Source organism: Mycobacterium gordonae (assembly GCF_001417955.2).
Classification (GTDB): domain Bacteria; phylum Actinomycetota; class Actinomycetes; order Mycobacteriales; family Mycobacteriaceae; genus Mycobacterium; species Mycobacterium gordonae_B.
This window is the reverse complement of the sequence record NZ_LKTM01000310.1, coordinates 13648-28432: the sequence shown is the minus strand read 5'-3', so window position 1 is coordinate 28432 and position 14785 is coordinate 13648. Positions and strand designations below refer to the sequence as shown.

16 protein-coding genes and 1 pseudogene are annotated in these 14785 nt (G+C 68.5%); 10 read left to right on the top strand and 7 right to left on the bottom strand.

Annotated features, from left to right (window positions below):
• Nucleotides 1-138: 138 nt before the first annotated feature.
• On the top strand, nucleotides 139-714 hold the full coding sequence (locus AO501_RS20430) for a TetR/AcrR family transcriptional regulator (protein ID WP_055579433.1): 576 nt from the start codon (nucleotides 139-141) through the stop codon (nucleotides 712-714).
• An 80-nt stretch (nucleotides 715-794) separates the two neighbouring features.
• Here the strand turns inward: AO501_RS20430 and AO501_RS20425 are convergent, their stop codons facing one another.
• On the bottom strand, nucleotides 795-1640 hold the full coding sequence (locus AO501_RS20425; protein ID WP_055579432.1) for a hypothetical protein: 846 nt from the start codon (nucleotides 1638-1640) through the stop codon (nucleotides 795-797).
• Nucleotides 1641-1770: 130 nt separating this feature from the next.
• Between AO501_RS20425 and fabG1 the strand changes: the two genes are divergently transcribed.
• The 3 genes and pseudogenes from fabG1 to AO501_RS20410 all read left to right on the top strand — a co-directional run.
• Nucleotides 1771-2538, top strand: a complete 768-nt coding sequence (gene fabG1 / locus AO501_RS20420; RefSeq protein ID WP_055579431.1) for a 3-oxoacyl-ACP reductase FabG1 — start codon at nucleotides 1771-1773, stop codon at nucleotides 2536-2538.
• Nucleotides 2539-2558: 20 nt separating this feature from the next.
• Nucleotides 2559-3368: an NADH-dependent enoyl-ACP reductase InhA gene (gene inhA, locus AO501_RS20415; RefSeq protein ID WP_055579430.1), complete on the top strand. Its 810-nt coding sequence runs from the start codon at nucleotides 2559-2561 to the stop codon at nucleotides 3366-3368.
• A 6-nt stretch (nucleotides 3369-3374) separates the two neighbouring features.
• Nucleotides 3375-4398: pseudogene (locus AO501_RS20410) on the top strand (ferrochelatase); the annotation flags it as partial.
• Here AO501_RS20410 and AO501_RS20405 read toward each other — a convergent pair.
• Complete coding sequence (locus AO501_RS20405; protein ID WP_055579588.1) at nucleotides 4373-5263, bottom strand: hypothetical protein; 891 nt, start codon at nucleotides 5261-5263, stop codon at nucleotides 4373-4375. The pseudogene AO501_RS20410 and the gene AO501_RS20405 sit on opposite strands and share 26 nt — an antisense overlap.
• Nucleotides 5264-5320: 57 nt before the next feature.
• Between AO501_RS20405 and AO501_RS20400 the strand changes: the two genes are divergently transcribed.
• From AO501_RS20400 to AO501_RS20390, 3 genes are read left to right on the top strand one after another with little or no spacing between them, the layout of a single operon-like run.
• The gene (locus tag AO501_RS20400) at nucleotides 5321-5755 is read left to right on the top strand and encodes an NfeD family protein (protein WP_055579428.1); all 435 of its coding nucleotides are present in this window, start codon (nucleotides 5321-5323) and stop codon (nucleotides 5753-5755) included.
• A 23-nt stretch (nucleotides 5756-5778) separates the two neighbouring features.
• The gene (locus AO501_RS20395) at nucleotides 5779-6924 is read left to right on the top strand and encodes an SPFH domain-containing protein (protein ID WP_055579427.1); all 1146 of its coding nucleotides are present in this window, start codon (nucleotides 5779-5781) and stop codon (nucleotides 6922-6924) included.
• Between the two features lie 9 nt (nucleotides 6925-6933).
• A complete protein-coding gene (locus tag AO501_RS20390) occupies nucleotides 6934-7290 on the top strand; it encodes a DoxX family protein (protein ID WP_055579426.1) in 357 nt (118 codons plus the stop codon).
• Here AO501_RS20390 and AO501_RS20385 read toward each other — a convergent pair.
• From AO501_RS20385 to AO501_RS20375, 3 genes are all read right to left on the bottom strand, one after another.
• Entirely contained in the window at nucleotides 7287-7760 is a 474-nt protein-coding gene (locus AO501_RS20385; protein ID WP_055579425.1) for a nitroreductase family deazaflavin-dependent oxidoreductase, read from the bottom strand. The genes AO501_RS20390 and AO501_RS20385 overlap by 4 nt on opposite strands.
• Before the next feature lie 126 nt (nucleotides 7761-7886).
• On the bottom strand, nucleotides 7887-8387 hold the full coding sequence (locus AO501_RS20380) for a hypothetical protein (protein ID WP_055579424.1): 501 nt from the start codon (nucleotides 8385-8387) through the stop codon (nucleotides 7887-7889).
• Between the two features lie 72 nt (nucleotides 8388-8459).
• Nucleotides 8460-8726, bottom strand: a complete 267-nt coding sequence (locus tag AO501_RS20375; protein WP_055579423.1) for a hypothetical protein — start codon at nucleotides 8724-8726, stop codon at nucleotides 8460-8462.
• A 78-nt stretch (nucleotides 8727-8804) separates the two neighbouring features.
• Here AO501_RS20375 and AO501_RS20370 point away from each other — a divergent pair, with 78 nt between their 5' ends.
• Nucleotides 8805-9515: a response regulator transcription factor gene (locus AO501_RS20370; RefSeq protein WP_055579422.1), complete on the top strand. Its 711-nt coding sequence runs from the start codon at nucleotides 8805-8807 to the stop codon at nucleotides 9513-9515.
• Entirely contained in the window at nucleotides 9512-10996 is a 1485-nt protein-coding gene (locus tag AO501_RS20365) for a sensor histidine kinase (RefSeq protein ID WP_055579421.1), read from the top strand. The genes AO501_RS20370 and AO501_RS20365 overlap by 4 nt, the downstream gene beginning before the upstream one ends.
• Before the next feature lie 66 nt (nucleotides 10997-11062).
• On the opposite strand, the gene AO501_RS20360 is transcribed toward AO501_RS20365, so the two are convergent.
• Together AO501_RS20360 and AO501_RS20355 are read right to left on the bottom strand one after the other, a co-directional pair.
• Nucleotides 11063-11911 carry a S1 family peptidase gene (locus tag AO501_RS20360; RefSeq protein ID WP_055579420.1) on the bottom strand — a complete coding sequence of 283 codons (849 nt, stop codon included), beginning with the start codon at nucleotides 11909-11911 and terminating at the stop codon, nucleotides 11063-11065.
• A 31-nt stretch (nucleotides 11912-11942) separates the two neighbouring features.
• Nucleotides 11943-12731, bottom strand: a complete 789-nt coding sequence (locus AO501_RS20355; RefSeq protein ID WP_055579419.1) for a TVP38/TMEM64 family protein — start codon at nucleotides 12729-12731, stop codon at nucleotides 11943-11945.
• Between the two features lie 192 nt (nucleotides 12732-12923).
• On the opposite strand from AO501_RS20355, the gene mutA reads away from it, so the two are divergent.
• Nucleotides 12924-14783, top strand: coding sequence for a methylmalonyl-CoA mutase small subunit (mutA, locus tag AO501_RS20350; RefSeq protein WP_055579418.1), 1860 nt, complete (start codon nucleotides 12924-12926; stop codon nucleotides 14781-14783).
• The last annotated feature ends 2 nt before the right edge of the window (nucleotides 14784-14785 follow it).

Below are 14785 nucleotides of genomic sequence, written 5' to 3'. Positions count from 1 at the left end.
TGGCGGCTTGCAGTACAGATTCTCCACTAATGTACTACTCGTTCATTAATGAAGTAACAATAAGCTTCTGGCCTTTGTGTTCATCAGTTAACTTTTCAGGATCATCCGCACGTTTGGCAGCGGGAAGGACGCCCTGCGATGACACCTGGCCGCGGTCCGCAGGCCGCCGACACGGGGGAGGACGCCCGGGTCGTCCGAACCCGTGCCGACGTTGCGCGGACCGCCTTCGACGTGCTGGTCCGGGAGGGGGCCGACGCACTCACGCACGCTCACGTCGCCGAGCGGGCCGGCTACTCCAAGACCACCCTGTACAAGCACTGGCCCACCCGCTTCGACCTCGCCGCGATCGCCCTGGAGGCGCTCGGTGAGGTGGAGCATCACCAGCCCACCGGCGACCTCCGCACCGACCTGATCGGCGAGCTCACCACATTCCGGCAGGCCGTGCTCGACCATCGACTCGATCAGGTGCTGTCCGCGATGGCCCAGTGGGCGACCGACGACATGATGAGAGAGGTCCGCAACCAGATCAACACCGACGGTCAGCGCACCATCCGGGGCATCCTGCAGGACGCTTTCGATGGCGCCGAACTGGAAGCGGCGATCTCGATGTTGTCCGGCGTGGTCGCATGCCCGTCGCTGATGTTCGGCACCCTGCCCGACGACGAAGTCATCGAGGCGGCGGTCGACATTGTCCTGCGCGGCGCCCGGCCCTGAGCGCGCCTGTGCTGAGGGCCGCGAGAGGAACCTGGCTGCGATTTCCAGGCGGGAATCTCGCAGTGCGGTTCCTCTCGCGATCAAGCACCACGTGAGGCGCGCGCTTCCCTGACGCGGTGGATGATGTCGGCGGGATGATCTCCCGCAACGACTCGGACCACGATCCACCCGTAGCCGAGGGTCACCTTCTCGTGCCGCAGGATGTCCTTCTTGACGTGGTAGCGATTGCTCAGATGGTGATCGCCGTCGTACTCGACCGCGACCCTGATGTTTTCCCACCCCATGTCCAAATAGGCTTCGGCCCAGCCCCATTGGTTGCGCACGGCGATCTGCGTCTGGGGACGAGGGAAGCCGGCACGGATAAGCAGCAATCGCAGCCAAGTCTCTTTCGGGGACTGCGCACCGCCGTCAACCAGATCGAGCGCCGTCCGGGCGGCTTTGATGCCCCGGCGGCCCCGATGGCGTTCGGCGATCACTTCGATGTCGGGCAGTTTCAGAGAGGTTGCCTGCATCAGCGCGTCGACCGCTGCGATGGCAGGGTCCAGCGGGTACCGGCTCGCCAGGTCCAGAGCCGTCCGGGCTGGCGTGGTCACGCGCATTCCCTCGATGACGGTGATCTCGTCGGGTTCCAGGCGGTCTTTCCATACCTGCACTCCCGGCGCGCGGCGGCGGTTGGTATCGATGATTGCGGCCGGCATTTCGGCGCCGATCCACTTGGCGCCGTGCAGGGCAGAAGCCGAATAACCCGCCAGCACACCGCGCCGGCGCGAGCGTAGCCACAGCGCCTTCGCCGTCAGTCGTGCGGTCAACTCCTGGTCGCGCGGGACATAGACGTCCTTGTGTACTGCGACGTACCGGCTGCGCAATTGGTAGGGCGTCAGTGTTCGCGCTGCGAGGGCTTCGCTGCTGAGAATCGGATCGGTCATGACCGCAGCGTGCTGAGCCACCCCGACATCTCCGCGCTCCACCCGCGCAGCGGGGAGCCTGGCTGTGGACAACCGCGCCGCAGAAAGGCCCAATTTCGGCCACCAAGCGTGAAGGCGCTAGGTTGTCGGGGTGACTGACACGGCCACCGACACCACGAGCGAGGCCGCCACCGAGGGCGGCAAACCCCCATTCGTCTCCCGATCGGTGCTGGTCACCGGCGGGAACCGGGGGATCGGGCTGGCAATCGCGCAGCGGCTGGCCGCCGACGGCCACAAGGTTGCCGTCACCCACCGCGGATCCGGTGCGCCCGAGGGGCTGTTCGCCGTCGAGTGCGACGTCACCGACAACGACGCCGTCGACCGCGCCTTCAAAGTGATCGAGGAGCACCAGGGTCCGGTGGAGGTGCTGGTGTCCAACGCCGGCGTCTCCGCGGACGCGTTCCTGATCCGGATGACCGAGGAGCGGTTCGAGAAGGTCATCGACGCGAACCTCACCGGGGCGTTCCGGGTGACTCAGCGGGCCGCGCGCAGCATGCAGCGAAAGAAGTTCGGCCGGTTGATCTACATCGGTTCGGTCTCCGGCAGCTGGGGCATCGGCAACCAGGCCAACTACGCGGCTTCCAAGGCCGGCGTGATCGGCATGGCACGTTCGATCGCCCGTGAGCTGTCCAAGGTCAATGTCACCGCAAATGTGGTCGCCCCCGGTTACATCGACACCGACATGACGCGAGCCCTGGATGAGCGCATCCAGGAGGGGGCGTTGCAGTTCATCCCGGCCAAGCGCGTCGGCACCGCTGCCGAGGTCGCCGGGGTGGTCAGCTTCCTGGCGTCGGAGGATGCCAGTTACATCTCCGGCGCCGTCATCCCGGTAGACGGCGGCATGGGCATGGGCCACTGAGAGCTAGAGGGGACGAAACAATGGCAGGACTGCTCGAAGGCAAACGGATCCTGGTGTCCGGGATCATCACCGACTCATCGATCGCGTTCCACATCGCCAAAGTCGCTCAGGAACAGGGCGCTTCGCTGGTATTGACGGGATTCGACCGGCTGCGGCTGATCCAGCGGATCTGCGACCGGCTCCCGGAGAAGGCCCCGCTGATCGAACTCGACGTGCAGAACCAGGAGCACCTCGACAGCCTGGCCGGCCGGGTGACCGAGGTCATCGGCGAGGGCAACAAGCTCGATGGCGTCGTGCACTCGATCGGATTCATGCCGCAGAGCGGGATGGGCATCAACCCGTTCTTCGACGCGCCCTACGAGGACGTGTCCAAGGGCATCCACATCTCGGCGTACTCCTATGCCTCGTTGGCAAAAGCGTTGTTGCCGATCATGAATCCCGGCGGCGGTATCGTCGGCATGGACTTCGACCCCACCCGCGCGATGCCGGCCTACAACTGGATGACGGTCGCCAAGAGTGCGCTGGAGTCGGTCAACCGGTTCGTCGCGCGTGAGGCCGGCAAGTACGGTGTGCGCTCGAACCTGGTTGCCGCAGGCCCGATCCGGACGCTGGCGATGGCCGCGATCGTCGGTGGAGCACTGGGCGACGAGGCGGGTGCCCAGATCCAGTTGCTCGAGGAGGGCTGGGACCAGCGCGCGCCGATCGGCTGGAACATGAAGGACCCGACTCCGGTCGCCAAGACGGTGTGCGCGCTGCTGTCCGAGTGGCTGCCGGCGACCACCGGTGACATCATCTACGCCGACGGTGGCGCCCACACCCAATTGCTCTGACACACTATGGAATTCGATGCGGTCCTGCTGCTGTCGTTCGGCGGGCCGGAAGGGCCCGAACAGGTCCGGCCGTTTCTGGAGAACGTCACCCGCGGCCGGAACGTGCCCCCGGAGCGGCTCGATGACGTCGCCGAGCATTACCTGCACTTCGGTGGTGTCTCGCCGATCAACGGCATCAACCGTGCGCTGATAGCCGAGCTGGAGAAGCAACAGGAGCTGCCGGTCTACTTCGGCAACCGGAACTGGGCGCCTTTCATCGAGGACACGGTTGCGGCCATGCGCGACAACGGTATCCGCCGTGCGGCAACGTTCACCACATCAGCGTGGAGCGGCTACTCCAGCTGCACCCAGTATGTCGAGGACATCGCCCGGGCCCGGGCGGCGGCCGGTTCCGGCGCGCCCGAGCTGGTCAAGCTGCGTACCTATTTCGACCATCCGCTCTTCATCGAGATGTTCGCCGACGCGGTCACGGCGGCCGCCGCGACCGTGCCTCGAGACGCACGCCTGGTCTTCACCGCCCATTCCATACCCGTCGGCGCCGATCAGCGCTGCGGGCCCAACCTCTACAGCCGCCAAGTCGCCTACGCCGCAAGGCTTGTCGCTGCGGCGGCCGGACATGCCGAACACGACCTGGTGTGGCAGTCGCGCTCGGGCCCGCCGCAGGTGCCCTGGCTGGAGCCCGATGTCGGCGATCACCTTTCGGCACTGGCCGGAGCCGGCACCGAGGCGGTCATCGTCTGTCCCATCGGCTTCGTGGCCGACCACATCGAGGTGGTATGGGATCTCGATCATGAGTTGCGGCTGCAGGCCGACGAACTGGGCGTCGCGCTCGCCCGCGCCGGCACGCCGAATGCCGACCCTCGATTCGCCCGGCTGGCAATCGATTTGATCGACGAAGTGCGCGAAGGCCGCGAGCCGGCGCGGATCGCCGGACCGGGTCCGGTACCGGGTTGCCTGGGCAGCGTCGACGGCGCACCGTGCCGTCCGCCGCACTGCGCGGCCGGCTAGTCCATCCAGGCCGAGTGCAGGATGGCGTCGACAGCGGCCATCCGGGCCGAACGCACCACGGCGGTCAACGGCCGCAGTGCGTCGGTTGCGATCTGACCCTGTGACGACGATTGGGTGCCAACCAGTTCCGGTGCGGCGGTCATGCGGTCGGGCAGCCGGCTGAGCCCGGCGCTGACGGCGATGATCGCGTCGACGTGTGCCGCGTTCTCGAGCACCCGAAGCGCACGCGTCGGCGCATGATCGGGAACCCGGTGCTGGCGTTGCGATTCCAGCAACTGCTCGACCAGGCCGCGCGGATTGTCTACCCCGCTCGACGATCCCAGTCCCATCACGCTCAGCGCATCGGCGGCCGAGCGTACCGCTGACTTCAACTCGTATTCGGCGCCGCCGAGATCGTGGTAGTCAGAGGCCGGCGGGCCGGGCAGCGAATACACCATCCATGTCAGCGCACACAATTCCGGCTCGTCATCACTGTCGTCGCTGTCGCTGTAGGTGAAATCGGGGACAAGGCCGATAGCGGTGCGCGAATCGGTCGGATGACTGATGATCACGGCTTCACCGGCGGCCATCGCGTCGGTCGCAAACTGTGTTCCGGCGAAAAGACCCCGCACATCGCCGGGCACCGGCAGGACCACGTTGATCGTGCCGCGCAGCGAGCCTGTGGAGCGACCTACCGCGCCGCGCAACGTCTGCAGCAGACACACCGTTCCGGCGTCGTTCACATCGGGCCACGGCAGACCGGTGTGGCCCGCCGCCACCGCATCATACGCTGCTACCGATTGCCTTGGCGCCCATAGTGATAACGCGTCCAGGACGTCGTCGGGCGCGGCCTTGCCGGCGAGCCAGGCGTTGGCCCACATGGACAGCGAAACACTCGGGCACCACATGACCTCGCAGTGTAGTTGTTCGCCGCCATTGAAGTGGATCACGCGTATTCTGTGCCCATGCCCGCCGCGCTGATCTGGTTGATCGCCGCGCTGGTGCTCGCCGGCGCCGAAGCTCTCACCGGAGACATGTTTCTGTTGATGCTGGGCGGTGGCGCGCTGGCCGCGGCCGGTGCCAGCTGGCTCACCGACTGGCCGGTCTGGGCCGACGGGCTGGTGTTCCTCATCGTCTCGGTCCTGCTGCTGTCGGTGGTGCGGCCCGAGCTCAGGCGGCGGCTGACGCCGGCCAAGGCGCCGGCCATGGGCATCAAAGCGCTCGAGGGCAAGAACGCGCTGGTGCTTGACCGGGTGGCCCGCGACGAGGGTCAGGTGAAGCTTGACGGTCAGGTGTGGACGGCGCGCCCGCTCAATGACGGGGACGTCTATGAACCCGGGCAGTCGGTGACCGTCGTCAAGATCGACGGTGCCACCGCGGTGGTGTTTCAGAGTTTGTAGGGCTTTCGAGAAAGGGAATCCCGGTGGAAGGTGCGGTAGCTGGTCTGGTGTTGCTGGCCGTTCTGGTGATCTTCGCGATCATCGTGGTGGCCAAGTCGGTTGCGTTGATTCCGCAGGCCGAGGCCGCGGTCATCGAGCGGCTGGGCCGCTACAGCCGTACGGTCAGCGGTCAACTGACCCTGTTGGTGCCATTCATCGACCGGGTGCGGGCCCGGGTGGACCTGCGCGAGCGCGTTGTCTCGTTCCCGCCGCAGCCCGTCATCACCGAGGACAACCTGACCCTCAACATCGATACCGTCGTCTACTTCCAGGTCACCGTGCCGCAGGCGGCGGTCTACGAGATCAGCAACTACATCGTCGGCGTCGAACAGCTGACCACCACCACGCTGCGCAACGTCGTCGGCGGCATGACCCTCGAGCAGACCCTGACCTCCCGCGACCAGATCAATGCACAGCTGCGCGGCGTGCTCGACGAGGCGACCGGTCGGTGGGGTCTGCGTGTCGCCCGGGTGGAGTTGCGCAGCATCGACCCGCCGCCGTCGATTCAGGCGTCCATGGAGAAGCAGATGAAGGCCGACCGCGAGAAGCGCGCCATGATCCTGACGGCCGAAGGCACCCGGCAGGCGGCCATCATGCAGGCGGAGGGGCAGAAAGCGTCGCAGATCCTGGCCGCTGAGGGTGCCAAGCAGGCGGCGATCCTGTCCGCCGAAGCCGATCGGCAGTCCCGGGTGCTGCGCGCCCAGGGTGAGCGGGCCGCGGCCTATCTGCGGGCGCAGGGTCAGGCCAAGGCCATCGAGAAGACCTTCGCCGCGATCAAAGCCGGCCGGCCCACGCCCGAGATGCTGGCCTACCAGTATCTGCAGACGCTGCCGGAGATGGCGCGCGGGGACGCCAACAAGGTGTGGGTGGTACCCAGCGATTTCAACGCGGCGCTGCAGGGCTTCACCCGTCTGCTCGGCAAGCCCGGTGAAGATGGTGTCTTCCGGTTCGAGCCGTCCCCGGTCGACGATCAGCCCAGGCACGCCGCCGACGCCGACGACGCCGAGGTCGCGGACTGGTTCTCCACCGAGACCGACCCGACGGTCGCGCAGGCGGTGGCAAAGGCGGAGGCGATCGCCAACAAGCCGGTGGATCGCCCGCTGGGCGCACCCCCGGAGTTGCGTCAATAGGATTGACGGATGAGCACTCTGAGTTCACCGAAAACCTATGCCGCGCTGGCAACTTTTCATGCCGTAGACGCGGTGGCGTGCGCCGTGCAGGTGCCCCCGATCAAGAAGGTGCTGGACACCGTGGAGGTTCCGGAGAACGTCCGCCCTGTCCTGCCGGTGGTCAAGGCCGCCGCCGCGGTGGGGCTGGCGTCGGTCACCCGATTTCCGGGGCTGGCCAGGCTGACCACCGCGATGCTCACCGTCTATTTCGTGCTGGCTGTGGGTGCCCACGTCCGCGTGCGGGACAAGGTGACCAATGCCCTTCCGGCGGTGTTGTTCCTGGCCTTGTTCGCCGCGATGACGGCCAAGGGGCCCGAGAACAGTTAGTCCCGCCGCAGCTCGACCATCGGCAGGGGGGCGCCGGCGTCGGTGATCGGCGCGCCGAGCGTCTCCTCGAGCACGTGCTTGAACTGCCCCCACGCGCGCGGATGGCGCTCGCGGTAGCTCGCCAACACCCGATCGACCTCCTGCTGGCCGAGCACCCGTGCGGTGGCGGGCGCCGGCGCGTGGCTGCCGAGGTAGATCCGTACCCGCGGATTGGCCTCAATGTTGCGGAACCACTGAGCTTTTGGGCCAAACCCTGACGGGACGACATAGCTGTCGGGGGCGGGACGGTCGACCACTTCCAACACGACGTAGCGGGGCCGGCCCGACTTGCGTCCGACGTGCTCGAGCATCAGCGTGCGGGATCCGAAGAGTGCCCCGGCGCGTGCCCGGTAGATCCAGATCGGTGCGCGCACCAGGCGGCGGGAGCGCAACAGCCGTGCCCCGGCCCGGGCTAACGCGTGAGATGTCATATGTGCCTCCCCTCTTAACGAGGGTGCCACGCGCTCCTCACCCCGGCCGGTCGCGAGGGTGCGCAGAGGTACAGCGACACGCCGTCGGGCGTGACATTCCGCGCACCCTCGCGAAGCCGAAGTGGGCTACCGCGGCGCGGCCGGAGTCGCGCTAGGCCCGGCCGACGGCGGCGCCGGCACCTGGCCCGGTTGGGGCGGCTGGGCACCCGGGCCACCCGGCGCCATCGGCGGCGGGCCGCCGGGGAAGGGCGGCCGCAGGCCGGGGCCACCCGGCCCCATCGGCGGCGCCATGCCCAGCGGGCCCTTCGGCCCGGCCATCGGCCCTCCGGGACCGCCCGGTCCGCCCGGTCCACCCGGTCCCGGGAAACCGAAGTGCGACGAGCCGGGCGGGCCGAAGCCCGGCCCCGGCGGCGGCGGAGGCCCGAAACCGAAGGCCATGATCAGAAACGCGGCGCCCGCGGTGAAAACAGCACCGAAAAGCCCACCGAGAAGCCCGGCGCCGAGCACCACGCGGGTGGAGAAGTGGCGCTTCTCTGCCACTACCGGTGCTGCGGGCACCGGGGCGGGTGGCGCGGTCGCGGGGACGGCGGCTGACGGGTCAGTCGTCGGGGTGTCGTCGGAGGTCATGCGACTCCTCACGTCGTTGAATGGTTGGTGATCGCGACGGTAGAAGCCGAACTTGAAGTGGATCTGAAGAAATCAGGGCGGTCCGGGCAGCGGAGGCCGGCTGGGGAGCAGACTGGCCGGCGCGGATGTCGGGGGTGCGCTCGGCGGCTGGGTTGGCACAGCAGTCGAGAACTGCGGGTACGGCGGCGGGGGTAGCTCGACGCGGACCGTGAAGACCAGGCCGGTCACTGCGAACGCGGCGGCCGCGCCGAGTGCCGCGCCGGCGATCCCGGCGCCGACCAGCGCGCCGGTGGAATAGCGGCGAGGAGGTGCTGGGGTATTGGTGCGGTCGGAGGTCATAGGGGGATTGTGCGCCGTCAGCGGGAAATGCGGCCGGAAATTCGCGGGCACGTCCGGGTCGCGACTAAGAATGGGGGCATGACGGACAGCCGGTCGGCGACGGACCAGTTCAGTGTCGGCACTCCGCGTGTGTTGGTGGTCGAGGACTCCGAAACTATTCGTGAGATGGTCAGCGAGGCATTGGCCGATGCCGGATATCACACCGACACCCGTTGCGATGGAACAGGATTGGAAGAGACGCTGGCGGGTCTGCGGCCCGATCTGGTGGTGCTCGACGTGATGTTGCCGGGCCGGGACGGGTTCGAACTCATCGATGTGGTCCGCGAATACGGTGAGGTCGGGATCGTGTTGATCACCGCGCGTGACGGGCTGCCGGACCGGTTGCGCGGCCTCGACGGTGGCGCCGACGACTACGTGGTCAAACCCTTCGAACTCGCCGAACTGGTATCGCGGGTCGGCGCTGTGCTGCGGCGACGGGGACGACTGCCCAAAGTGGTGCAGTTCGGCGACGTGATCCTCGACGCCGACGCCGGGGTGGCGGCGCGCGACGGGCACCCCCTGGACCTGACCGCCACCGAATTGCGGTTGCTGGAATTCCTGGTCGAACAGCGCGGCCGGATCGTCAGCGCCCACCAAATCCTGAACGCGGTCTGGGGTTACGACGCCTACGACGCGAACCTGGTGCAGGTGCACGTCAGCAGCCTGCGGCGCAAACTCGAAACGCACGGACCCCGGATTCTGCAGACCGTGCGCGGCATCGGGTACCGCCTGCAGCCGCAGCGATCATGACCACCGACCCGACGACCGCCACCCCGTCACTGCAGCGCCGGGTGGTGCTGCTGGTGGTGGCACTGCTCGCCGCCCTGCTGGCAGTGCTCGGCGTGACGATCGACGTCACCCTGGGCATGCAGGCCCAACGCAGTCTGCACGACCGCCTGCTCGCTGCCACGTCGCGGGCCGACGCCCTGGTCGCCGCCAATACGCCGCCCGATCTGCTGGCCGCTCAGCTCAACGGCGGCACCGTGCGGGCGCTGGTGGTGCTTTCCGACGGCGCGAAATATGGCGACCCGGGAATCAGCCCCGACATCAAAGCGGGATCGGTGGTACCGCCACCCGGCCCACCGCCGCCACCCGGCCCGATGCCGATGCCGCCGTCAGGTCCGGTGCTGTTGCCTCCGCCACCGCCGCCGGGACCCCCGCCTGACGGCACGGCCACGGTGGTGGTGCACCCGTTGCCCGACGGCGCCCGGCTGATCCTGGTCGCGGACACCACTCAGACCACCCAGGTGACCCGGCAGCTGCGGCAGCTGATGGTCGGTGCCGGACTGGTGACGCTGCTGGTGGCGGCGCTCCTGCTGATCGCCGTCAGCAAGGCGGCCCTGCGGCCCTTGGACCGGTTGACGACCCTGGCCAGGGACATCGCCACCGGCGATCGTGGCCGACGGCTGCGTCCGTCCCGGGCCGACACCGAGTTGGGCCGGGCCGCAAACGCTTTCGACGAAATGCTGGACGCCCTGGAGGATTCGGAGCTGCGGGCCAGGCAGGCTGCCGAGACCGCGCAGCGGGCCGAAGCCGCGACCCGTCAGTTTCTGGTCGATGCCGCGCACGAGTTGCGCACCCCGATAGCGGGCATGCAGGCGGCCGCAGAACAGCTGGCCGCCCACGAGAGCGACTCGGCGGCGAGTGCGCAATACCGGCGGGCCAGCCTGTTGCAGTCCGATGCTCGCCGGGCGGGACGGCTGGTCGCCGACATGCTGGACCTGAGTCGCATCGACGCGGGGCTGCCACTCGACGTCCAGGACACCGACCTGGCGGCCATCGCCGAGGCCGAGGCGCAGCGCGCCGCGATGCTGGCTCCGCAGCTTTCCGTCGTCCGGACCGGCCTGCCGCAGCTGAGCGTCCGGGCGGATCCCACGCGCGTCGCGCAGATTCTGTCCAACCTGCTGGACAACGCCCGCCGGCACACTCCGGCCGACGGCGTCATCACCGTCGACGTGACCGCGGACGCCGCGGCGGCGCAGGTGATTGTCACCGACACCGGCCCGGGCATCCCGGACGACGAGCGTTACCGCGTTTTCGAGCGGCTGGTGCGCCTGGACGCCGCGCGTGCCCGCGACCATGGCGGGGCCGGGCTGGGACTCTCGATCGCGCGCGCCCTGGCCCGCGCGCACGGCGGTGACCTGGTGTGCCTGCCGCACGACGGAGGCGCGCAGTTCAGGCTGAGCCTGCCGTTGGGTGGTCGGCCCGGGTCCGCGTCGAGATTGCCGTGACGGCTGTGCGTTGCGCCTAAGGCACAACCGTGGTCGCAATTTCGCCGTCACGGGGACCGCGCCGCGTCAGTCCGTCACCACCGTCAGTCCCCACTGGTCGAGCCACGGCCGCACCAGTTCGGCGACGGAAAACGTTGCGGGGCGCGAACATCCGGGATTGGGGTCATTGGCTCGCCCGCCGCGGATGTGAATTCCCACCGCCGCCGCGCCGTCGGGCTGGATGAGGTAGACGGGCCCGCCGGAGTCGCCACACTGGCTGGCCGCCAGGAACACCACCTTGCTCTCGGTGACTTCGGTGACCTGACCGCATTCGACCCGGCCGGTCTTCATCCCGAATTTGCACAACTGCTCGCCGACCTGGACGTCGCCGGCCACCCGGGCGACCGGCATCGCCCCCGCGATCGACGCGGTCCGGGGAACGGTGTCGGAGTCCAGAGTGATGAGCCCCATGTCGTGGGCCTCGCCGCGGGTGCCCTCGCTGACGGTCTGGGTGAACGTTCCCACGCTCTGGTACGGACCGCCACCGGCATTCATGCTCACCCGGCTGGCCTCGCCGGGCTTGTTGCAGTGACCCGCGGTGAGCAACCCGGTCTCGCCGCCGGCGCTGCGCACCAGAAACCCTGCGGTACAGGCCATTCCGCCAGTGCCGTCGGCAAAGGTGACGGCGACGGCGGTTCCGGGGCCGATGGTGGGCAGCGGAGGCAGTTCGACGAGCGGCTGCGCGGTGGGCTTCCTGACACCGGGCACGAAGATGGCGGCCACGAACGCTGCCGCGCTCAACAGCGCGACGAACGACAATCGCCAGCTGTAGGCACGTGACTGCCCGCGCGCCAGCAACGGCCAGGACGCCACCACCAGCGACACCAACGCTCCGGCCAGCAGCGCGAGCGTGCGCAGGAACTGCGCCTGTGACATCAGAAGAGACCCTGCGCGGGCAGGTCAGGCGTCAGGGCGTGACCGCCGGTTCGTGCTCCGGTTCGGAGACATGCGCCGGCCCGGAGACAGGTTCCGCCTCGGTGGTGTGCCGGTGGTGTTGCCGGTACTGGTGGATCTCGTAGCCCAGCCCGCACAACCCGAGCGCCCCGGTGCACACCGACACCAGCACCAGCAGCGGGCTGGCATCCCCGGCGAACGCGTTGCCGAGAATCACCACGGCCGCGGTACCGGGCAACAGGCCGGCCACCGTCGACCACGTGTAGGGCATCACCCGCACGGCCGAGGCGCCGGCGGCGTAGTTGATCGCCGAGAACGGCACAAAGGGAATGAACCGTAGCGACAGGATGGCCAGCCAGCCTCGCTCGCGCAGTCGCTGATCAAGCCGCCCGATCGTGCGGCTGCGCACCAGCCGGTTGAGCCGCCAGCCGGTCGCGCGGATCAGCAGTGTCGCCAGCACAGCGCTGGCCGTGCTGGCCGTCACCGCGATGGCCACGCCGATCACCGGTCCGAACAGCAGGCCGGCAGCCAGGGTGAACGCGGTGCGGGGGAAGGGGGGCACGGTGACGACGGTGTGCACCAGCCAGAACACCAGCGGGAACCACGGTCCCAGTGAGCGGGCCCAGTCGCGCATTTCCATCGCCGTAGGCAGCGGGACCAGCAGCGCCACCGCCACCAGGACTGTGATTCCCACCACGGTTGCGATAAGTCGCGGCACCGATGCCTGACGCGCCGCCGAGATCAGAGCGAGGGCGATGCCGCGCACCGTATCGGTGGTTTTGCTGATCGCGGCGGTCGTCACGGATATCAAGCGTACGGGGCGAAAATGAATATCGAGTTTCCCGGGGCTGGCGTTTCGTGGCGGTGGTGTTCCGCTCGGCGGCACCTCGATTCCTAGATTTTGGTGCCGATCAATTAGCCTTATTAGCCAAGCGACAAGCCCGAAGTAAGCCGAAGCAAGACTGCCTATTGCTGCGGAAACAGGAGTAAATCGGTGTCCATTGACGTACCCGAACTCGCCGACCTAGAACAGGTTCGCGGGCGCTGGCGCAGTGCGGTTGCCGGTGTGTTGGCCAAGAGCGCCCGAGTCGATCCCGCCGAGCTGGGCGATCACCCGGAGCAGCGCCTAGAGACCCCGACCTACGACGGGTTCGTCATCCGGCCGCTGTACACCGCATTCGACGAATTGCCCGAGCCGCCGCTGCCCGGGCAATGGCCGTTCGTGCGTGGCGGTGACCCGTCGCGCGACGTCAAGTCCGGCTGGAAGGTCGTCGAGGCGTTCCCCCTGCCCGGGGTGTCGGTAGGTGAGGCCAACGCAGCGTTGCTGGCCGCGCTCGGCGAGGGGGTCAGCGGGCTGCTGCTGCGGGTCGGGGAGTCCGGTGTGGCGCCCGACCAGCTGGCGGGTCTGCTCGACGGTGTGTACCTGAGCATGGCTCCGGTCATCATCGACGCCGGGGCCGACTACGTCGCCGCCGCCGACGCCATGTTTTCGCTGGCTGAGCAGGTGGAGGCCGATCAGCGCGCGCTGGTGTCGGTGGATCTGGGCGCCGACCCGCTGACCGCGACGCTCAGTGAGCGCGACGCCCCGACGCTCGAGGACGTCGTCGCGGTGGCGACGCGCGCCGGCGACCAGCATGGCGTGCGGGCGATCACCGTCGACGGACCTGCTTTCCACAATCTGGGCGCCACCGCCGCCTGGGAACTCGGCGCGACGATCGCGGCGGCGGTCGCCTACCTGAGGGCGCTCACCGAAGCCGGGCTGCCGGTGCAGCAGGCGCTGCGTCAGGTCAGCTTCCGGCTTGCCGCCGACGACGACCAGTTCATGACGCTGGCCAAGATGCGTGCCGTGCGCCAGTTGTGGGCGCGGGTGGCCGAGGTGGCCGGAGAAGCCGACAGCGGCGCGGCCGTCGTGCACGCGGAGACGTCGTTGCCCATGATGACCCAGCGCGACCCCTGGGTGAACATGCTGCGCTGCACGCTGGCGGCCTTCGGCGCTGGTGTCGGTGGAGCCGACACCGTGCTGGTCTACGCCTTCGACGTGTCTATCCCCGGCGGCTGGCCGGGCACGGCCACCAGCTTCGCGCGCCGGATCGCCCGCAACACCCAGTTGCTGCTGCTCGAGGAGTCGCACGTGGGGCGGGTCCTCGACCCGGCCGGCGGGTCGTGGTTCGTCGAGGACCTGACCAAGCAGCTGGCCGAGCGGGCCTGGGAGCACTTCCAGTCCATCGAGTCGCACGGCGGGTTCGTCGACGCGCACGACTACCTGGCCGCACAGATCGGCGAGCTGGCCGCCCGGCGCGCCGACGACATCGCGCACCGCCGCATCGCGATCACCGGCGTCAACGAATTTCCCAACCTCGGCGAAGCGCCGCTGCCACAAGGTGATTCACTTGGCAGAGCGGGCCACGTGGTGCGCTACGCCGCGGAGTTCGAGGCGCTGCGCGACCGCTCGGACGCCTATCTCGCCGAGCATGACGCGCGCCCACAGGTATTGCTGCTGCCACTGGGACCGCTGGCCGAACACAACGTCCGCACCACGTTCGCGGCAAACCTGTTGGCGTCCGGCGGCATCGAAGCGGTCAACCCCGGCACCGTCGACGCCGCGAGTGTCGCGCAGGCCGCCCTGGCGGCGGGGTCTCCCACGGCGGCGGTGATCTGCGGGACCGACAAGCGCTACCCGGACGAGGTGTCCGGTGTGGTGCAGGCCGCACGCGACGCCGGCATCGAGCGGGTGTACCTGGCCGGGCCGGAAAAAGCCGTGGGCGATGCCGAGCACCGGCCCGACGAGTACTTGACAGCGAAAATCAATGCAGTCGAAGCGCTTTCGAATCTGCTCACCAGGTTGGGGGCATAACG